The 19,251-nt window shown below is 61.8% G+C and carries 20 protein-coding genes and 1 pseudogene; 13 read left to right on the top strand and 8 right to left on the bottom strand.

Annotation, left to right across the window (positions count from 1 at the left end):
- Both ACVZUB_RS24370 and ACVZUB_RS24365 read left to right on the top strand, forming a co-directional pair.
- Window positions 1–1,128 (top strand): acyl-CoA dehydrogenase family protein, encoded by a 1,128-nt coding sequence (locus ACVZUB_RS24370; RefSeq protein WP_030535202.1) that lies wholly within the window; start codon window positions 1–3, stop codon window positions 1,126–1,128.
- Window positions 1,125–2,189 (top strand): acyl-CoA dehydrogenase family protein, encoded by a 1,065-nt coding sequence (locus tag ACVZUB_RS24365; protein WP_030535203.1) that lies wholly within the window; start codon window positions 1,125–1,127, stop codon window positions 2,187–2,189. Before ACVZUB_RS24370 ends, ACVZUB_RS24365 begins: the two co-directional genes overlap by 4 nt.
- A 19-nt stretch (window positions 2,190–2,208) precedes the next feature.
- On the opposite strand, the gene ACVZUB_RS24360 is transcribed toward ACVZUB_RS24365, so the two are convergent.
- A complete protein-coding gene (locus ACVZUB_RS24360; protein WP_209447942.1) occupies window positions 2,209–3,747 on the bottom strand; it encodes an acyl-CoA synthetase in 1,539 nt (512 codons plus the stop codon).
- A gap of 190 nt (window positions 3,748–3,937) precedes the next feature.
- On the opposite strand from ACVZUB_RS24360, the gene ACVZUB_RS24355 reads away from it, so the two are divergent.
- Complete coding sequence (locus ACVZUB_RS24355) at window positions 3,938–4,975, top strand: phosphatidylinositol-specific phospholipase C domain-containing protein (protein WP_482627839.1); 1,038 nt, start codon at window positions 3,938–3,940, stop codon at window positions 4,973–4,975.
- Window positions 4,976–5,050: 75 nt separating this feature from the next.
- Complete coding sequence (locus ACVZUB_RS24350; protein WP_482627838.1) at window positions 5,051–5,827, top strand: trans-aconitate 2-methyltransferase; 777 nt, start codon at window positions 5,051–5,053, stop codon at window positions 5,825–5,827.
- A gap of 27 nt (window positions 5,828–5,854) precedes the next feature.
- On the opposite strand, the gene ACVZUB_RS24345 is transcribed toward ACVZUB_RS24350, so the two are convergent.
- The 5 genes from ACVZUB_RS24345 to ACVZUB_RS24325 form a co-directional block, all read right to left on the bottom strand.
- The gene (locus ACVZUB_RS24345; protein ID WP_475844337.1) at window positions 5,855–6,850 is read right to left on the bottom strand and encodes a glycine betaine ABC transporter substrate-binding protein; all 996 of its coding nucleotides are present in this window, start codon (window positions 6,848–6,850) and stop codon (window positions 5,855–5,857) included.
- Window positions 6,847–7,665, bottom strand: coding sequence for an ABC transporter permease (locus tag ACVZUB_RS24340; protein ID WP_003939758.1), 819 nt, complete (start codon window positions 7,663–7,665; stop codon window positions 6,847–6,849). Before ACVZUB_RS24340 ends, ACVZUB_RS24345 begins: the two co-directional genes overlap by 4 nt.
- Window positions 7,666–7,667: 2 nt before the next feature.
- A complete protein-coding gene (locus ACVZUB_RS24335; RefSeq protein ID WP_007731456.1) occupies window positions 7,668–8,879 on the bottom strand; it encodes an ATP-binding cassette domain-containing protein in 1,212 nt (403 codons plus the stop codon).
- The gene (locus ACVZUB_RS24330) at window positions 8,876–9,523 is read right to left on the bottom strand and encodes an ABC transporter permease (RefSeq protein ID WP_019745160.1); all 648 of its coding nucleotides are present in this window, start codon (window positions 9,521–9,523) and stop codon (window positions 8,876–8,878) included. The genes ACVZUB_RS24335 and ACVZUB_RS24330 overlap by 4 nt, the downstream gene beginning before the upstream one ends.
- 300 nt (window positions 9,524–9,823) lie before the next feature.
- On the bottom strand, window positions 9,824–10,444 hold the full coding sequence (locus ACVZUB_RS24325; RefSeq protein ID WP_007731458.1) for a malonic semialdehyde reductase: 621 nt from the start codon (window positions 10,442–10,444) through the stop codon (window positions 9,824–9,826).
- Between the two features lie 109 nt (window positions 10,445–10,553).
- Between ACVZUB_RS24325 and ACVZUB_RS24320 the strand changes: the two genes are divergently transcribed.
- The 6 genes and pseudogenes from ACVZUB_RS24320 (at window position 10,554) to ACVZUB_RS24295 (ending at window position 14,522) form a co-directional block, all read left to right on the top strand.
- Window positions 10,554–10,907: a winged helix-turn-helix transcriptional regulator gene (locus ACVZUB_RS24320; protein ID WP_007731459.1), complete on the top strand. Its 354-nt coding sequence runs from the start codon at window positions 10,554–10,556 to the stop codon at window positions 10,905–10,907.
- A gap of 155 nt (window positions 10,908–11,062) precedes the next feature.
- On the top strand, window positions 11,063–11,230 hold the full coding sequence (locus ACVZUB_RS24315; protein ID WP_155277909.1) for a hypothetical protein: 168 nt from the start codon (window positions 11,063–11,065) through the stop codon (window positions 11,228–11,230).
- Between the two features lie 23 nt (window positions 11,231–11,253).
- A pseudogene (locus ACVZUB_RS24310) lies at window positions 11,254–11,598 on the top strand (transposase); the annotation flags it as partial.
- Window positions 11,599–11,773: 175 nt separating this feature from the next.
- Window positions 11,774–12,736 carry a DUF389 domain-containing protein gene (locus ACVZUB_RS24305; protein ID WP_482627837.1) on the top strand — a complete coding sequence of 321 codons (963 nt, stop codon included), beginning with the start codon at window positions 11,774–11,776 and terminating at the stop codon, window positions 12,734–12,736.
- A 543-nt stretch (window positions 12,737–13,279) separates the two neighbouring features.
- The gene (locus tag ACVZUB_RS24300) at window positions 13,280–14,128 is read left to right on the top strand and encodes an alpha/beta fold hydrolase (RefSeq protein ID WP_020970664.1); all 849 of its coding nucleotides are present in this window, start codon (window positions 13,280–13,282) and stop codon (window positions 14,126–14,128) included.
- A 190-nt stretch (window positions 14,129–14,318) separates the two neighbouring features.
- On the top strand, window positions 14,319–14,522 hold the full coding sequence (locus ACVZUB_RS24295; RefSeq protein WP_003939828.1) for a PspC domain-containing protein: 204 nt from the start codon (window positions 14,319–14,321) through the stop codon (window positions 14,520–14,522).
- 9 nt (window positions 14,523–14,531) lie between these two features.
- On the opposite strand, the gene ACVZUB_RS24290 is transcribed toward ACVZUB_RS24295, so the two are convergent.
- Window positions 14,532–15,191 carry a TetR/AcrR family transcriptional regulator gene (locus ACVZUB_RS24290; protein WP_080712681.1) on the bottom strand — a complete coding sequence of 220 codons (660 nt, stop codon included), beginning with the start codon at window positions 15,189–15,191 and terminating at the stop codon, window positions 14,532–14,534.
- Window positions 15,192–15,290: 99 nt separating this feature from the next.
- On the opposite strand from ACVZUB_RS24290, the gene ACVZUB_RS24285 reads away from it, so the two are divergent.
- Entirely contained in the window at window positions 15,291–16,787 is a 1,497-nt protein-coding gene (locus ACVZUB_RS24285; RefSeq protein ID WP_003940566.1) for an MFS transporter, read from the top strand.
- Window positions 16,788–16,836: 49 nt separating this feature from the next.
- Here ACVZUB_RS24285 and ACVZUB_RS24280 read toward each other — a convergent pair whose 3' ends face one another.
- Window positions 16,837–17,544 (bottom strand): TetR/AcrR family transcriptional regulator, encoded by a 708-nt coding sequence (locus ACVZUB_RS24280; RefSeq protein ID WP_007731468.1) that lies wholly within the window; start codon window positions 17,542–17,544, stop codon window positions 16,837–16,839.
- Window positions 17,545–17,685: 141 nt separating this feature from the next.
- On the opposite strand from ACVZUB_RS24280, the gene ACVZUB_RS24275 reads away from it, so the two are divergent.
- A complete protein-coding gene (locus ACVZUB_RS24275; protein ID WP_020908979.1) occupies window positions 17,686–18,123 on the top strand; it encodes a GtrA family protein in 438 nt (145 codons plus the stop codon).
- 50 nt (window positions 18,124–18,173) lie between these two features.
- A complete protein-coding gene (locus ACVZUB_RS24270) occupies window positions 18,174–18,944 on the top strand; it encodes an ABC transporter permease (protein WP_042452705.1) in 771 nt (256 codons plus the stop codon).
- The last annotated feature ends 307 nt before the right edge of the window (window positions 18,945–19,251 follow it).

The following is a 19,251-nucleotide window of genomic DNA, read 5'->3' as shown; positions in this document are numbered from 1 at the left end:
ATGCGTTTCGACGCAACAGAACTGACGATCGAGGAGCTTGCTCTTCAGGCTGACGTGCGGGAGTACCTCGACAAGCGACTCACCCCCGGTACCTACTCGCTCGGACTCGGGATGGCCGGGGCGGTGGATCCGGTGTTCTCGCGAGATCTGGGTCGACGTGGGTGGCTCGGCATGTCGCTGCCGAAGGAATACGGCGGGGGCGGACGGTCAGCAGTGGATCGATTGGTCGTCGTCGAAGAACTTCTCGCGCGGGGAGCGCCGGTCGGCTATCACTGGATCGGAGACAGACAGTCGGGTCCGAGCATCGCCGCCAACGGCACGGAAGAACAGAAGCGGTACTTCCTTCCCGGTATCGCGAGCGGTGAGTTCTCGTTCTCGATCGGGATGAGTGAGCCCGACTCGGGTTCGGACCTGGCATCGGTGCGCACTCGCGCCGAACGTGTCGATGGTGGCTGGAAAGTCAACGGCACCAAGATCTGGACCACCGGCGCCTTCCACGCCACACACATACTCGCCCTGCTTCGAACCTCGGCAGACAAGCACAACGGACTCACTCAGCTGATCGTCGATCGCGACAGCGAGGGTCTGACCGTCTCACCCATTCCGTTCATCGACGGTAGTGAGGACTTCTGCGAGGTGTCGTTCCAGGATGTTTTCGTGCCGGATTCGCGTCGCCTCGGAGACGTCGGAGCGGGCTGGGGACAAAACACCGGTGAACTCGCACTCGAGCGAGGTGGCGTCGACCGTTGGATGTCGCTGATGCCGGTCCTCGAGAACTTCGCGGCCAACCAAGCAGCGCAAGGCGGTCCAGCTGCCCTCGCCGATCTGGGCTCGATTACCGCACGCTGCTGGGCTTTTCGCGGGATGTCGCTGTCCATCGCACGGATGGTCGACGCCGGTCGCTCGCCGGTCACGGAGGCCGCGCTGATCAAGGAGATGGCAACACGCTTCGAACAGGACTGTGTTGCGACCGTCGCGCGGCACCTCGGCCGGGCTCCGGACCTTGCATCCGACGATCCGTACGAGTCGCTGCTCGCCCGGGCCGTGCTGGTGGCGCCGTCGTGGTCGATTCGCGGCGGTACCAACGAAATTCTCCGCACCGTGATCGTGAAAGGGTTGGACCGATGAATTCGGGGTCACAGATCAACGCGTATACATTCGACGCCGACCTCGAATCGATGGTCGAGCAATTTTTCGCCGAGAAGTCCGGCACCGAGGTGGTAGCGCAGGCGGAGATCGGCGGTCTGCCCGCCGGATTATGGAGCGCGGCAGTCGAACTAGGGTTACCTCTGGTCGGTCTTCCCGAATCGGTTGGTGGTTCCGGTGGCTCGCTCCTCGACGCCGTGACTGTCCAGCGCGCGGCGGCGAGGCACGCTGCGCCGCTGCCGCTCGCCGAGACGTACCTCGCGGGCAGGCTGGCAACAGCGGGCGGGTTACCCGTGCCCTCCGGAATCGCAACGGTCGCCCCGGGTTCGCCGCGCGACGATGTGCGCCGGACCGACGACGGTTTCCTGTCGGGAACCTTTCACGACGTGCCGTGGGGTAGTGCCGCATCAGTGCTGGCAGCAGTTCTCGGTGATCGCGTCGTACTCCTTGACATCTCCGACGCCGAGATCGGTGGCGGGACGGATCTTGCGGGGCAACCGCGTGAGAGCCTGACCTTCTCCGAAGCGCGGACCATTGACGGCGACAACCCGGTCGATGCCCGGATTCTCAGCAAGCTCGGCGCGTTCTTGCGCTCGGTGCAGATGTCGGGAGCGATGGAGTCGGCGTCGACGTTGACCCGGCGCTATGTGTCCGACCGGGTGCAATTCGGTAGGCCCGTCGCGCAGTTTCAAGCAGTCCAGCAGCATATCGTGACGCTTGCTCAGATGGCTTCGATGTCCACGCTGGCCGTCGATCGCACTGCACATGCACTCATCAGAGGCGACGCCGACTTCGAAGTGAGCGCAACCAAATTGGTGGTTTCGCAGAATGCGCTCGTGAGCGTCCGCGCCGCCCACCAGGCACACGGTGCAATCGGCATGACCCGCGAATACCGATTGCAACAACTGACGCGTCGACTGCACGCCTGGCGATCGGAGTTCGGCGACGAAATCGCGAGTGCGACGCAACTAGGAGAGGCCGTAGCGGCGTCGCCGTCACTGCACCGCTTGATCACCGACCCAGAACCGACATTGAAGCTGTAATCCTGACCGTCGTAAAGGATTACGTTGCGTTGCAACGAAGATCGCGCTTCAGCACCTTGCCTGCTGCCGACAGCGGCAATGCATCGACGAATTGGAAAGTGCGCGGAGATTTGTATCCGGCTATCAGCGTTTTCACGTGAGCGCGCAGTTCGTCGGCGTCGGCGTCGAAACCATGCCGAAGGACGACCACGGCATGGACACGCTCGCCCCACTGGGCATCGGGCAGACCGATCACGGAACAGGCCGCGACGGATTCGTGTTGTGCCAGAGCATTTTCGACCTCGGTGGAGTAGACGTTCTCGCCACCGGTGACGATCATGTCCTTGATGCGATCGACGATGAACAGGTAACCGCGGGCGTCGAGGTATCCGGCGTCGCCGGTATGCATCCACCCGTCGCGGAGCACTTCTGCGGTCTCCTTCGGTTTGTTCCAGTATCCGAGCATGACGTGGCTGCCGAACGTGACGATTTCGCCCACCTTGCCGGGTGGGAGTTCCGAGCCGGCCGGATCGACGATTTTCACCTCGCAATGAGGGAGCGCGCGACCAGCGCTGCGGAGGAGATCACCACCTTCGAGGTGATCGGCTGGACTCAGCATGCTGATGTGCGCGGTTTCAGTCATCCCGTAGCCCTGAGCGAAGGAACTGTTGGGGAACATTTGCATGACCTGCCCGAGAAGCGTCGGAGATATGGGCGAGGCGCCGTATCTCAGGATCCTGACGCTGGACAGATCGTAGGTGGTTGCGTCTTCGCCCGTTTCGTTTTTGTGGGCGACCAACATCTGGAGCATTGTCGGCACCAGACCCACGGTTGTCGGGCGATAGCGGTCCACGGCCTCGAGGAACGTCCGTGGGCTGAAGTTCGCTACGAAGACCTGGGTTCCACCCATCAGCGACTGAGCCAACCATCCGACGATCCCGGCAATGTGAAACAGAGGGTTCACCGCGAGGTTCGTTCCGTTGCTGATTGCCACGCCGCCTGCCGCGAGAGTGCCCAGCGCCGAGGTCATCAGCGCTTGATGGCTGATCATCACGCCCTTCGGCACTCCGGTGGTCCCGCCGGTGTAGAGGAGTAGTGCAAGCGTGTCGCCGCCGACGCGCAGATCGTCGACCGGAATCGCCTCCGCGATCACCTGTTCGTAGTCGAGCATTCCGTCCGGAACTCGATCGTTGCCGCAGTAGACGACAGTGGTCAGGCCTGGACACGCCTCGCGAAGGGTAGATCCGACGGAAGCAAAATTCTCGTCCACGAGTAATACCGTCGACCCTGAATCTTCCAGGGCGTACCTGATTTCCGCCGTGCTCCAGCGAGAATTGACCGGACTGGCCACTGCTCCGAACCACCAGCAGGCCAGGAGCGCCTCGTGGTAGTAGTCGGAGTTCGATGCCAAGATCGCGACTCTGTCACCGGTGCGCAGGCCTAACGTCTGCAGCCCGCCCGCGAGCCTCTTGATCCGGTCGACCGATTCGCGAGACGTGCGCACTCGGCCGTCGGAGATCGTCATCACCGCTTCGGGCGACGCTCGTAGGGATCGGTGAACGAATTGAGTCAGCTGCATGCGATTCCTCCTGCGAGTGTGCGGCGAGTGCTCTGACTCGGATCAGTTCCGGCACTGATGCTATTGGCCTGACAATTGCCCTCACCCACCGCCTGAAATCATGCCCCACTCCGGTGCAATCTAGACGATTGTCCAGTTAACTCTGACGATTCCATCCTGCCGTGGGGTGATTTCTGCGAGAGTGTCGAACATGCGAGCAATCCTGGTAGCCGGTATGAGTGCGTTCGTGGCGGTCGTCTCGGCGCCCTCTGCCGGCGCCGAAACGACTACGAACCAAGTGCGCTCGTTTTCCGAGACCACGTCAGTCGGGGTCCACAATTCCTACGAGAAGGCGACGTTTCCGTACTTCGCCGACGCTTTGGATTCCGGGGCGTCGTTGCTCGAGCTGGACCTGTGGACCAACGGGGGCGGTCCGGACTGGCGTGTGTCGCACATGAATCCGGTGGCGAGCGAGAGCAACTGCGTCGGCGCTCAGGACGCATCCGGGTTGCGAAGCGGTCTACGAGATCAGGGATTCCGTGGATGCCTGGCAAATATGCGGGCGTGGCACGAGGCCAATCCCGAGCACCCGCCGGTGATGATCAAGTTGGAAATCAAGGACGGGTTCACTGCCGGGTACGGACGTGGGCCCGCGGATCTCGACGCCCTGATTCTCGGGACACTCGGAGACGCGGTTTTCACGCCGGCCGATTTGATGGGGGAGTCCTACTCCACCCCGGATGCCGCCGTCACCGAGCGTGGATGGCCGAGCAATTCCGAAATGACCGGGAAATTTCTGTTCGAGCTGATACCGGGAACGATCGAGGAGGGAAACCCTCTCGATACGGAGTGGACGGACCGGCAGTATGCGACGCACCTGCGAGATCTGTCCTCCGCCGGGCTCGTCGAACTCGGCGCCGCCTTTCCCGCTGTTCACCGTGCATCACCGGGAGACCCACGTCTCGACCGCTATACCGACCCGGGGATCCGTCCGTGGTTCGTGATTTTCGACGGCGACGCTCTCGACTACACCGCCGGAGTCGTGGATCCGAGTTGGTACCACGATCGCGGCTACCTGCTCGTCATGACCGACGCGCACAAGGTCGCTCCGCAGATCGACGGAACCCATGCCACCGAAACCGAGGCGAGCGAGCGTCTCGACCTGTTGGCCGGGCAGCACGCAAGTTACATCACCGCGGACTGGTCGAGGTTGCCGAACGTACTGTCCACCGTGGTGCCGCGTCGGTGATTTTCGAATGGCCGGATCGTGAAGAGCGAGATCTGACGGGCGGCAATTCTCAGGAACAGGGTGCAGGATGGGTTCATGCGCACTGTCACGTGGAATCCCGAAGTCTACGGCCGCTATTCGGGTGAGCGGTCACGCCCGTTCGTGGACCTGGTGTCACGGGTGGCCACCGAAGACCCGACGCGGGTAGCCGACCTCGGCTGCGGATCAGGCACCCTGACCGCGATGCTCGGGGAAAGATGGCCGGACGCCTCGGTATCCGGATTCGACTCGTCTCCCGAAATGGTCGCGCAGGCCCCTACAGACCTACCGGGAAACGTCACCGTCGAGTTGGGGGACATCATGTCCTTCGACGCCACCGGTTACGACGTGGTCGTCAGTAACGCTGCATTGCAGTGGGTTCCGAGCCATCGCGAGCTGATCGACCAGTGGGCGGACACCCTGGAATCCGGATCGTGGCTGGCGTGGCAGGTGCCGGGTAACTTCGATGCTCCGTCCCATGCGCTCATGCGAGATCTCGCGGAATCAGCGGAATGGAGTGAGCGACTGGGTGGCGTCCTACGCGGCCCGGAAGGCGTCGACAGTCCAGTTCAGTACGCGCAGCGTCTCCAAGAACACGGATTCGACGTCGACGCCTGGGAGACGACGTACGTACACGTGCTGGCAGGTGCCGACCCGGTGCTCGGATGGGTACGGGGGACGGGGGTACGGCCCGTGCTCGACGTTCTCGGCGAAGCTGACGCTCCGGAGTTCGAGCGTCAGTATTCCGATCTGCTGAGGGAGGCCTACCCCGCAACAGCCGCCGGAACGCTCTTTCCGTTCCGGCGGGTGTTCTGCGTCGGACACAAACGGTAACTACTCGGCTGGGTTGCGGTCAGCCGATCACTGCGCGGTGACAAAGCCTTCCGAGACCAGCCAGTTGCGGGCCACGTCCGCCGGCTCCTTGCCGTCGACGTCGACCTGCCGGTTGAGCTCGGTCATCACCTCGTTGGTCAGTCGCTCCGAGATCGGTGCCATGACTTCTGCTACCTGCGGATGTGCCTCCGCGAAGTCCTTTTTCATCACCAGTGCCGGATTGTATTTCGGGAAGAACTGGAGATCGTCGTCGAGCAGAACGAGATCGAGTGCGATGATGCGACCGTCGGTGGTGAACACCTCGCCGAACTTGCACTGATCGCCATCGGCTGTCGCCTGGTAGATGATGCCGGTCTGCAGGATCTGGCGTTGGGCACGAGAGGCGTCGAAACCGTATTTCGCTGCCAGGCCGGGATATCCGTCCTGGCGGACGTTGAACTCGGTCTCGACGCACGTCACCGCAGCTCCGGGATCGGATTCGACCAACTTCGCGTAGTCGGAAACGGTCTTGACACCGGTCTTCTCAGCGGTCTCCTTGCTCATCGCCAATGCATACGTATTGTTCATCGGCGCCGGATCGGTCCACACCATGTCGTTCGCAGCAAGGTCCGCATCGCGGACGGCCTCGAACTGCGCCTGCGAATCGGGAAGCGGTGTCTCGTTGCCGAGGTAGTTGATCCAGCCGGTTCCGGTGTATTCGTACGCAAGATCGATCTGGCCGTTCAACTGTGCGTCACGGGTGCTGTTCGAGCCCTGGATGTTCGTGAGGTCTCGAACATCCGCGCCCGCAGCGGCCATCGCGAATTCGATGACGTACCCGAGCACGATCTGCTCGGTGAAGTCCTTGGAGCCGACGGTCATCTTCACACCCTCGAGCTCCGGAACCGGCTCGATGCTGCCGGGGCCGACGGCCAGGGGCAGTGCGCCACCGGACTCGAGACCACACGAAGCGACAAGTGTGAGGCCGATCGTGGCAACCGCGAGTTTCCAGCCCCACGTTCTGGTGATCGAAGTCTTGGTCATCGCAATCCCTTGGGCCCGAGATAAGTTTCGGCGAGCGCGCCGAGCCAGTCGATCAGCAAGGCCAACGACACCGCCAGTACGGCACCGACCACGAGGGTGACGTTGTCGCGGAGCTTGTATCCGGTGTCGATCAGAATGCCGAGTCCGCCGGCACTGACCAGGAAGCACAGCGTCGCAGTACCGACGGCCAGAACGAGCGAAGTACGCAGTCCTGCAAGGATGTACGGGACGGCCATCGGGAACTCGAGTTGACGTAGGACCGTGAGCGAAGACATTCCCTGCCCGCGCCCCGCATCGATCAAGGTCTTGTCCACTTGCTGGTAGCCGAGGATGGTGTTGCGCAGCACCGGAAGCAACGAATAGAACGCAATGGGAAACACGCCGATCCAGAAGCCGGTCGTTCTTGTCGCGAGATAGAACAGCACGAGCAGGCCGATGGCAGGCGCTGCGGCTCCGATGTTGGCTATTCCCACGAAGAACGGTGCCAGGCGGGTGAATTTCGGCCTGGTCAGCAGGGTTCCGAGTGGAACCGCGATGGCGACGACGATGATGACCACGGCGGCGGTGATCAGTACGTGCTGCCAGGTCAGAGTGACGATGTTGTCGAGGTTGATGCTCGCCTTCTGCGTCGCGTTGAGATCTCGGCTGAATGCCCAGATCAACACGCCCGCAACCAGGATCAGGACGATGACCGGCTGCACATACAGTCGCATCCGTTCCGCACGGCGCGTGGCGGCGTTCTCGGCCGCACCCAGATCGGGGGCGTCCGGTTCCATCTCAGGCGCGGAGACGCGCTCCTCTGTCGTGGCAGTCATGTTCAACCCTCGACGTTCTCGGTGTCTGGCTCTTCGTCGTGGTCGTGCGCATGCTCCTCGCGCATTTCGGAGAGATGGCTGACCAGTGTGTCGATGGTGATGAGACCGACGTACTCGCCACGCCGTCCGGTGACCACGGTGGACGCATTGCTCTCTGCGAGAAGAGCTTCCAAAGCATCCTGCAGGGTGGACTGGATGGACACGGCTTCGCCGATCTCGTTACCGACACCTCGAAGAGTCGACGCATGGGCGAGGTGGCCGGGCGAGACCCAGCGAAGCGGCCGTCCGCGCTGATCGAGAATCAGGGCCCACTTCCACTTACGCGCTGCGAGTGCGGTTCTCAAATCATCGACCGAATCGGTTTCGCGGGCGGTGAGGCACTGCTTGAGTTTGATCTGGCGCACGCGTGTCAGGGTCAGCTGCTTGAGCGAGGCGTCCGCCCCGACAAATCCGGCGACCATGTCGTTTGCGGGATTGGCGAGAATCGCTTCCGGAGTGTCGTACTGCATGATGCTGGATTGATTGCCCAGCACGGCAATACGGTCACCGAGTTTGACTGCCTCGTTGAAATCGTGCGTGACGAAGACGATGGTCTTACCCAACTCCGACTGCAGACGCATCAGTTCGTCCTGGAGCAGGCCGCGGGTGATCGGATCGACGGCACCGAAAGGTTCGTCCATCAACAGCACCGGAGGATCGGCAGCCAGCGCCCGCGCCACGCCCACACGCTGTTGCTGCCCACCGGACAATTGGCGAGGGTAGCGGTCGCGATAGGTATCGGGATCGAGGCCTACGAGGTCGAGCATCTCGTCGGTGCGCGCTGCGATACGTTTCTTGTCCCAACCGATCAGACCCGGGACGGTCGCGACGTTCTTCGCAATCGTGAAGTGCGGGAACAAGCCTGCCTGCTGGATCGAGTACCCGATGCCACGGCGGAGCTTGTCCGGGTCGATCGACAGCGCGTCCTTGCCGTCGATGGTGATCTTGCCGGAGGTAGGTTCGATCAGGCGGTTGATCATGCGCATCGTCGTTGTTTTGCCGCAACCCGAAGGTCCGACGAAGACCACGATCTCACCAGCCGGAACAGTCAGCGAAACATTGTCCACCGCTGCAGCTTTCTGGCCCGGGTACCGCTTGGTGACGGACTCCAGGACGATCTCGACCCCGGATACCTTCTGATCTGTGGATACGTCAGACGGAATGGTTTCAGTCATTGCAGCCCCTTCGAAGTAGTGAGACGACCGATGACGACGTAGATTCCGTCGAGAATCAGAGCGAGAATGACGATCAGTACGGTGCCGACCAGCGCTTGCGGAACAGCATTCGGGCTACCGACACGCGAGAGTCCGGAGAAGATCAGGTTTCCCAGACCAGGACCTTTGGCGTACGCCGCGATGGCGAGGATGCCCATGAGCATCTGTGTACTGACCCGCATGCCGGTGAGGATCGACGGCCACGCGATCGGTAGCTCGATTCGACTCAGTACGTGCATGCGATTCATTCCGACACCGCGGGCTGCGTCCGTGATCGCCGGGTTGACTGCATCCAGACCGATGATCGTGTTCCGAATGATCGGGAGCAGGGCATACAAGATCAACGCGGTGATCGTGGGAGCGACGCCGAGACCGAGAATCGGAATGAGCAGTCCGAGGAGGGCGAATGAAGGAACCGTCAGGATCGTGCTGGCCAACGCCGTAGCGATGGAGGATCCCGCCGGGCTCCGGTAGACGAGAATGCCGATGATCACGGCGGCAATCGTCGCGATGATCACGGACTGGATAACTGCTGAAACATGTAGGTACGAGTCGGTCATCAATTGTTGTCGTCGTGCAACGACAAAATCCCATAGGGCGCCCATATTTCCGAACCCACTTTCTTCGGACTTCTGCTCGCTCGAACGTCTTCCCTCGACACCGACCGGCGCACAAGGGTTTTCCCCGCAGCCTCCGTAGGCCGAGGGGTTTCCCTCGACTGTCGTCCAAAAACTGAGATACTGCAACTAATTCCGATTGCAGCGTGTCGGATGTTGTTCTGGACGTGAGATTTTGCGAGACGCGGGTATGTACCCACTGCGTGCAGAGTTGAAACGCGCTGTAGATGGCAAAGCGGGAGAGTTCCGCAGAACTCTCCCGCATTGCTTGATTTGTCCGAATTGTCCTCAGGCCCAGCTGAGCGCATCCTCATCGGAGAGGCGCGGCAGACGATCGAACCAGGGGTTCTCACCGGGATGGCCGATGTTCACCACGAGGATCGTCTTGAAACGTCCGTCTGCGAAGAATTCGCCGTCGATGCCGTCGGCGTCGAACCCGGCCATCGGGCCGGCGACCAGACCCTGTGCGCGAATCGCGAGGATCACATAGCCGGCCTGAAGTGCGGCATTGAACCGACTCGTCGAACTGGCGGCAGCCTCGTCGGATTCGAAGTAGTCCTTCATCTCCGGGCGAATGGGGAACAGGTTGGGGATGTGCTTGTAGAACTCGGTGTCCACCGCCAGTACGGCAACTGCAGGAGCGGCCTCGGTCTTGGCTTTGTTGCCGTCTGCCATGTGCTCGACGAGGCGTGCTTTGCCCTCCTCGGTACGGACGAACAGCACACGTAGCGGATTGGTGTTGGCCGCGGTCGGTGCCCACTTCGCGAGCTCCCAGATCGCAGTCAGTTCGTCGTCGGTCACAGGTTCGTTCGAGAAGGAGTTGGCGGTGCGAGCCGCAGTGAAGAGGAGCTCGCGGCCGGCTTCGTCGAGTTGCTGGGCGGTGAATGGGGTGGCTGCGTCGAGAGACATCGGGGGTTTCCGTTCCGTGGTAGCTCGACCGAGCATCACCCGGTAAAGCTAGTTGCTAGTAAAAAAATAGTGCCTACGGATACGTTAGCACTGTGGCTAGGATGGTGGGGTGGCAAGCAAGAGCGAAGCGGGACACGAGCCCCGCGCATGTGACGGGGCTCTGGCCCGCGCGTTCGGCTTCCTGGGCAAACGGTGGAACGGCGTCATTCTCGGCACGCTGCTGAACGGGCCGGCGGGATTCTCCGAACTCAAGCGCGCGGTGGGCGGGATCAGTGATTCGGTGCTCTCGGAACGCCTGACGGAGTTGGCAGGGGCAGGCCTGGTGACGAGGAGCGTCGATGCAGGTCCGCCCATCGCCGTGGAGTACGAACTCACAGCGTCGGGGCAGGCGCTGCTCCCCGCTCTCAGTGAACTGACAACGTGGGCCGCCGAAAATCTGCCACCCGAGAGTTGCTCGAACTGAGCGCTAGCTCGAACGGCAGTTCAGCGACTGCGCGGGTCCTGTTTCTGCCAGTTGTTATTTCCTTACCGTTTTTCCCGGGCGATACTGGCCGAACATTTGTCGGTTCGGGGCTGCCTGGGGACGCCGGGTATGGCTCTTTTTGTGCTGCTGTTCGCATGGCTGAAGGAGAACGGCCGCCCGGTGTTCTCGACGACTCGACCTATCAATCGCCTGACGGACTTCGAAAATTCGGCCGGACGAAGTCGGAAGTGTGGTTCCGGAACAAGAAGGCATACAACGCCTCTCGGATTGACGACGCCGCGGTCGAGGCCGCAAACGGGTAGTTGGTGCGGGTGGCTGGGCAGATGTCGCCGCCACGGGTGGTGACGTGTCTGCGTTCGGAAGCGCAGACAGATTGGCCGGCATCTCAGGGTCTAGCGCCTGTGCCGCGAGATTCGGTCCGAGTCAGTGGAAATCTGTGCCGGCCGCGCAGGTACGACCGCAGGCTGTTGCGGGCCTTCTATCTGTCCGCGCAGCACAGTATCCGGCACAACGCTCAGTCGTAGGCTTTTTGTACCCGCAAACGGGCCGAGGGGCAGTGTCATACGCAGGCGGTTCTTGCGTTGGGAGGCGGAGACTGAACGTGTGGTGGGCGCTCCTCCGCGATAACGCGATCTATCAACTTGGACCGACTACCGTCGCGGCTGCGTGAGCGCCCTAGCGACTAACGCAGTGCGGTAGATGTATGTGCGCCGGGGGAGTGTGGCTCGTAGCGCTGAGAATCCACGGTGTTGAGACATGTCCGAGCCCGCTATGGTTTCCGGTGATGGACCGGCCGTCGATGCTGCCTGCACCCGAGGCCACCGCCGGCTGAAGGAGACAGAACTGTGCTGCATCTGCGTGTCATCTCGCCGAGTGAGCGGACCGGAGATGTGCTGAACATGTTGGCCGCCGAACCTGGGGCTACTCATGTGACACTCGCACTCAGAGCCGCTGTCGATCCGCCGGGAGATGTGATCGAGGCCGATGTAGCCCGCGCATGCGCGAACGACGTGCTTGCCGCGTTGACTGCTCTGGACCTGGTGAGGGCTGGCGGTATTTCGTTCGAGCCGGCGGGAACCATGCTGTCCTTCTCCGCAGAACGGGCGGACACTGCGGCCCCGAGAAGACCCGACGAGACAGTGGTGTGGGAGCAGTTGCTCGGTCAGATGCGCGAAGGTGCCCGACTGACTCCGGCGTTCCTGGCCTTCCTGGTGATCGCGTTTTTGCTCTCGGCAGTCGGTGTTGCCACGGCGTCGCCGCTCACCCTGGTCGGTGCAATGGTGGTGGGGCCGGAGTTCCGGCCGCTGGCAGCGCTTTCAGTGGGTCTGGTACGTCGAGACAAAGATCTCGTGCGAAATTCGATTCGTACCCTCGCGATCTCGTTTCCGGCCGCGATGGCCCTCACCGGCCTGGCTACCATGCTGTGGATTCGTCTGGGCTGGGTCGGAATCGGCGATGTCGAGAACGCCCGCGCATTCGACTTCATCTACGAGGTGGGGCCGTTCTCACTGGTGGTAGCACTGCTGGCGGGAGCGGCTGGCATGCTGGCAACGGTCACCTCTACCTCTACGGTCCTGGTGGGGGTGTTCATCTCGGTGACGACGGTGCCAGCTGCGGGATTGGCGGTCGTTGCGGTCTTCGCAGGTAAGTGGAATGTCGTGCTGAGTTCGCTGGCTCAGCTCGGTGTCAATCTGATCGGTATCGTGCTCGCTGGAGTAGTTGTGCTGCTGCTGTTCTCATTGCCCCGATCCGGTCGCCAATGGAAATCAGTCACGCGCCGGGACGCCAGGCCTGGCACATCGCCGTAGGCGCCTGACCCACTGCCGGAACTGGACTTTCGAGGCTTCAGGCTGACAGCTGTCTTGCGGATCGGTGGGAATGTCTGCGCCGACAAACGCCGCGACAAACAGATCCGGCATGCGAACTGTCGGATCTGGGTACCGCTGTCTGTACCGATCATGGCTTCCAGGCTGGTTGCAGCGACTGGAAAAGGGGATCAATCGAGACGCAACCGATTGGCCGCGTGACTTCACTCAGACCCTTCGGACCTGCAGCGCCGACGGCTCTGCCGGAGGAAACGGCCTACCGCAGTGCTTGACAAGACTTGTCGAGATTCTCCTTGGTAGCGACGAAACATCTACGCAACGTAGATGCAACGTAACCAAAACTAGTGTTCTGGATCACACAGCGTTCGTGTGGTCGAGAGGCCTTTGGTCACGAATCTGTGGGCAGAACGGGTCCTGGTTCGCTACCGGTGGTGGATGAGGACAAGGTTCCGCGGGTTGAGCACACAGCTCGCGGAACCGCCCCACCACACGCCCCGACGAGGGCACCGGCCGACAGGAGTTCAGGTGTCCGTAGTTGCGGAAGTCTCGGCGATCGATTTCGCGGAGACCGAATTCGATTGGGCGCAGCGATCGACGCTGATTCGTGAAGTCGACCCACTCGTTCCGGGGCCACCATCCTTGGCGATGTGTCTGAGCGAGCCGACGCGCGGACTGGTCGACATCGCTTCACTGCTTCTCGCGGCTCCCTGGTTGCTTCGATCGCCGCGTGGGGACGGGCATCCGGTCCTCGTTCTCCCCGGATTGCTGACTTCGGACGTTTCGACTCTCGCCTTGAGGACATACTTGAGCTTTCTCGGTTACCGGGTTCACGGTTGGAATCTGGGTCTGAACACCGGTCCGACGGCGACGGTGGTCGACGGACTGCCTGCCGCATTGGCCGAGGTAGCAGATCGATACGAGCAGAAGGTGTCGGTGATCGGCTGGAGTCTGGGCGGTATCTACGCTCGAAAGCTGGCGAGGGACCTGCCGGATTCGGTGCGTCAAGTAGTGACACTCGGAAGTCCTTTCGGTCTCACCAGTCTGGAGCAGACGAGAGTCGGATCTCTCTACGCTCGTTTGTCCGGCAATCACGCGATACTGCCTCCGGTAGACGGCATCGAATCCGAACAGGGATCGCCTATTTCTGTTCCCGCCACGTCGGTCTACTCCAGGCACGACGGTATCGTTCCATGGCAAGCGTGCTGTGAAACCTCGGCAGGCCTGTCGGAAAGCATTGCGGTGCAAGGCAGTCATATGGGGTTGACCCACAACCCGTCGGCGTTGTGGACCGTTGCCGATCGTCTGGCGCAGGACGTCGACAACTGGCAACCTTTTGCGGCTCCGAAACGGCTTCGACGCATGTTTCCCTGCTGAGGTGCGAGGCTGAGGTCCGAGGCCGGGGTGTGGGGGAGAACCCTGAGTCCGACGCGGGGACGGACTCGTACCTGAGGACACACCGCGTCGGAAAAGATGGGTCCATGGCCTGATGCGCACAGGTGGATCGGCAGCGGATAGTGGAGGTCGACGCGGATGAACCGCGAGTTCCGTTGAAAGGAAACAACACATGACCTCCCCGATGAATACCCGCAAGCTCACCCGCGCCCGCTCGGGAGCAATGTTCGGTGGGGTGTGCGCCGGAATCGCTCGGTACTTCGGTTGGAAGTCGTCGACTGTCCGCTTGCTGTTCGTACTCTCGTGCCTGCTGCCCGGCCCGCAGTTTCTGATCTACATCGTGATGTGGATTTTCATTCCTCGTGAGCAGATCTGACCGAACCGCTCAACGGCGGCGGTCTTTCAGGCATTGCTTGGCCTCGTGCAATTCCTCCGAACTCAGTGGAGGAAGGGGCAGTGCGTCACGGTGCAAGCCCTCCGTGCGTAGGCCGTCGAGCATTACCGAGAGGTATCGACGCCACACGGTCGGGTTGACGGGCTGAGCAAATTCGGTGACTGCGCCCACCATGAAGATGAGGCCGAACAGGTCCGTCGGTACGGCGTCGGTGCGCAGCATCCCGGCCTCCTGGGCCCGGTAGAAGATCCTCTCGACCGACGGTTCGATGATGGATCGTTGGCATGCGACTTGCTCGCATCCCTCGTCGGTTCCGTTCAGGACGTCTTTGAGTCCGCGGTTGACAGACATACGGCTGCAGGCGAATTCGGCAAAGGTGACAAGTCCGTCCCACGGATCCGGATTGGCAAGTGACGCGTCCGCGGCCGCTGCCATGTCGGCGAAGTTCTGCTGGAAGACTCCGTCGATCAATTCTTCTTTGCTGGCGAACCGCCGATAGACCGTTCCGACTCCGACCCCCGCGCGCCGGGCGACGTCGTCGAGTGTGACGTCGATCCCTTCTTCGGCGAACAATTCACGTGCGGCGTCGATGATCAACTGCCGATTACGTGCAGCATCGGCGCGAAGGGGGCGCTCCATTGCGGTACTCATGTCCCCACTCTACCCGCCAAGTGGAGACAGCCTCTCCGTTTTCGTGTAGCGTTTTTGCTAACCGGAGAAGCCATCTCCGCATAGGTTGGGCGAGGGACTATGTCAGACATTGCTGAACGGACTGAATTCGAGCAGTCCTCAGCGCCTTCAGGGGACAACCACGCAAAGCGGTGGCTGGTTCTCGCGGTTCTGGGAATTGCGCAGCTGATGGTGGTCTTGGATGCCACCATCGTCAACATCGCGCTGCCTGCTGCGCAGCGCTCACTGGAGTTCGGTGATTCGGACCGCCAGTGGATCATCACGGCATACGCATTGGCGTTCGGCAGTTTGCTGCTACTCGGCGGTCGATTGAGCGACTTGTTCGGGCGCAGGCGAACTTTCATCGTCGGCCTGATCGGCTTCGCAGTCGCTTCCGCCATCGGTGGCGCAGCCGTCAACTTCGAAATGCTTGTTGCCGCTCGTGCCGGCCAAGGCGTATTCGGTGCGCTCCTTGCCCCGGCAGCCCTGTCGCTGCTGTCCGTGACATTCACGGATCCAGGTGAGCGTGCCAAGGCGTTCGGTATCTTCGGTGCCGTTGCCGGCGGTGGTGGCGCCATCGGACTGCTGCTCGGCGGCGCACTCACCGAGTGGGTCGACTGGCGCTGGTGCCTCTTCGTGAATCTCTTCTTCGCGGCGATCGCTCTGGTCGGAGCAGTCCTGTTGCTCGCGCCGCACACCAGTGACTCGCGACCCAAGCTCGACATCCCCGGAACGATCCTGGTGTCGATCAGCTTGTTCAGCATCGTCTTCGGATTCTCGAAGGCCGAGTCGGACGGGTGGAGTGCAACTCCCACTATCTCGTGGCTCGTTGCCGGCGTCGTGTTCATGGCGGCGTTCATCTACTGGCAGACCAAGTCCGAGCACCCACTTCTTCCGCTGCGGGTGGTCCTCGACCGAATCCGGGCTGGCTCGTACCTGGCGATCTTCCTTTCCGGCGCAGGCATGTTCGCAGTCTTCCTGTTCCTGACGTACTACATGCAGCTGATCCTCGGGTACAGCCCGATCATGACCGGCCTCGCATTCATGCCGATGGTGTTCGGAATCGTGACAGCGGCAACGCTTTCGACAGCGGTTTTGCTGCCGCGCGTCGGTCCGCGAGTGCTGATCGTGAGCGGAATGGTCATCGCGGCGATCGGAATGACTCTGCTGGCCCAGATCTCGGTGGACAGCACCTATGCAGTCCACATTCTGCCGGGGCTCGTCGTCACCGGACTCGGCATGGGCAGCATTTTCGCCCCGTCGATGCAGGGAGCAACTTCAGGCGTGCATCACGAAGATGCCGGCGTCGCATCTGCCACGGTCAACACGATGCAGCAGGTGGGCGGCTCGATCGGAACTGCACTGCTCAGCACGATTGCCGCCTCGGCTTCCACCAACTACCTGGTGGGCCGCGAGATGAATCCGCTGACTCAGGCGCAGGCCGCCGTCGAGAGTTACACCACGACGTTCTATTGGGCCGCAGGCATATTCGCGGTCGGCGCGGTCTTGACCGGACTGGTTCTTCGGAGTGGACTGCTTCCGGATTCGCCGGAAGGTGAACCGGTAATCGCCCACTGACAGCAAATTTCGGGGTCGACGCCGCAATGGCGTCGACCCCGAAATCGACTCAGCAGTTCTTCCCGGGCGTTGCCTGAAACCGATGAAGGACGTGATCGAGTTGCTCGGAGGACAGCGCCGGCACGGGCAGTTCCCGATGGTCGGTGCGCGACGCGCAGAGTCCGTCGATCATGAACCCGAGTGCGCGGCGGTAAGCCTGAGGGGCCTCGTCGCCACCGAACTTCTGGGCCATCTTGACGACCTGCATGAGAAGCGGAATGTCGTTGACTTCGAAGTCGCTGCGCAGGGTGCCCTGTTCCTTGGCTCGATTGACAAGTACCGCAGTGTGTCGAGCGATCCCGGCGCGCGCGCGAGCGAAGGTGTCGGACGTGAAGCGTCCGTCCATCAGGAGATCGCCGAATCCGCGGTTGTCTGCCATGCGCAGAGAGATCACGTCGAGAAAGTAGACAAGACCTTCCCAGGCGTCGGGCATCTCTCGGGCGGTGGCGGCGATCGTTTCGATCTCGGAACACCGCGTGTCGAACAGTGCCTGGATCAGTTCGTCCTTGCTGGCGAACCGGCGATAGACGGTGCCGACGCCGACGCCGGCGTGCTTCGCGACGTCCGCCAGCGTGGCGTCGAGTCCTTGGGCAGCGAACACCTCGCGAGCGGAGTTGAGGATGCGCTCGAGGTTGGCCTTGGCGTCGGACCGAAGGCGCGGCTGTGAGCAGTCGGCCGAGGTCCCCGCATGAGAAGCGTCGGGGTGTGTTGTCGGCATCCTCACAGTCTACGGCACTAAGCGGAATGATCGATTCCGTTAATGCTATATTACTAAGCGGAACGTGTGGTTCCGATTGTCCGTATGAGAGAAGCCGATATGAGCACGTCTGACATCTGGGTCGGGAGCAATCCGATCTCGATGGTGGGTACGCGGAGTGCAGGTTTCGCGGCAACGAGGCTTCGCGCCCTTGCCGGCGACGGCGCCTTTGCTCAGCTCGTTCGTTTTGCCCTCGTCGGCGGAGCCAGCAACATCTTGTACTTTGCCGCTTTTCTGGCGCTGCGCGGTGACGGAGCGCTGGTCGCCAACGCAGTTGGTGCGGTCTTGAGCACCATTCTGGCCAATGAGCTGCATCGCCGGCTCACCTTCCACGCCGCGGATCGCGTCAACTGGTTCACCGCGCAGTGGGAAGGCGGTGGACTCGCACTGGTCGGGTTGATCGCCAGTTCTGCCGCCATCAGTGCGCTCGGCTTCCTTCTCCCAGGCGCCGACGGGCTTCTTCAAGCCGGGCTTGTGATCGCCGTGAGCGGAATTGTCGGTGGCCTGCGATTCGTCGCCCTTCGCGGTTGGGTGTTCTGAGCGGTTCTCGAATTCGGATCGGACTCGGCTCGTAGGGAACACTGAGACCCATGAGCCTTTCGATAGCCGACTCCGGCATCCGTCTGGCTGTGCTCTGCATCGTCATGGCACTTGTCGCCACGCTCGTCTACCGATTCACCTATCTCGGTAGCGTTCGGGTGGTCCCCGGTGCCCTCGCTCGTGGCGCTCTTCAGCTGGCTGCGATTTCGTTGATCCTTGCCGCCGCCTTGGCCCACATCTGGTCGGCGCTCCTCGTGCTCGTCGGCATGTTCGTTGCAGCGTCTTTCACCGCGGCACGACGCTCGAACGCGGGGACGTCCGGAGTTTGGCTGACCATCGCGTTGGCGTCGGGAATCGGTGTGGTTCTGCCACTGATGCTGCTGTCCGGAGTGGTTCCGCTGCAAGGCGTCGCTCTGGTGCCGATCGGCGGCATTGTTCTGGGTGGCGCGATGACTGCAACATCGATGGCAGCCAAACGCGGACTCGACGCCGTCGACGACCGGTACGGGGAAGTGGAAGCAGCACTGAGCCTTGGATTTTCCCAACGAGATGCGCGGTGGGAGGTAGCCCGCACCGCTGCCTCCGATGCTCTGCTGCCTGGAGTCGACCAGACGCGCACCGTCGGCCTCGTGACATTGCCCGGAGCCTTTGTCGGTGTGTTGCTCGCGACGGGATCGGCCGTTCAGGCCGGTGCTGTGCAAATTCTTGTATTGGCAGGGTTGTTGTTGGCACAAACTTGCTCGGTGGCCGTGGCGTTGGAACTCGTCGCCCGCGGTTTCGTCTTTCGAGGTCAAGCTGTCAGGCCTGCGCGAGTTCGTTGATCTTGTCGCTGCGAAGGACGCGGCCGGGAAGATCGGGGGTGTTTGCCGCGAGGGTGATCATTGCCCTGCCGATGTTTTCACTGGTGGTCACGCTGCTGGGCCACACCCTGCGTAAGAGTGGGTGGAGAGGCACGGAGATTTGATACGACCGTGTCGATTCGTGAATCGTCCATGTATTCGACCAGCACTCTGTTGCCGACCATCACAACGGAACGGACTGGAGATCATCCGGCCGGAATGGCCAACTGAACGCTTGACCTGCAATTATGAGTCCATTTTGATCCGACTCGCGACTAAAGTCCCTACA

Source organism: Rhodococcus sp. OS5 (assembly GCF_056837585.1).
The sequence above is the reverse complement of the archived record's forward strand: the minus strand, read 5'-3'. Positions and strand labels throughout refer to the sequence as shown.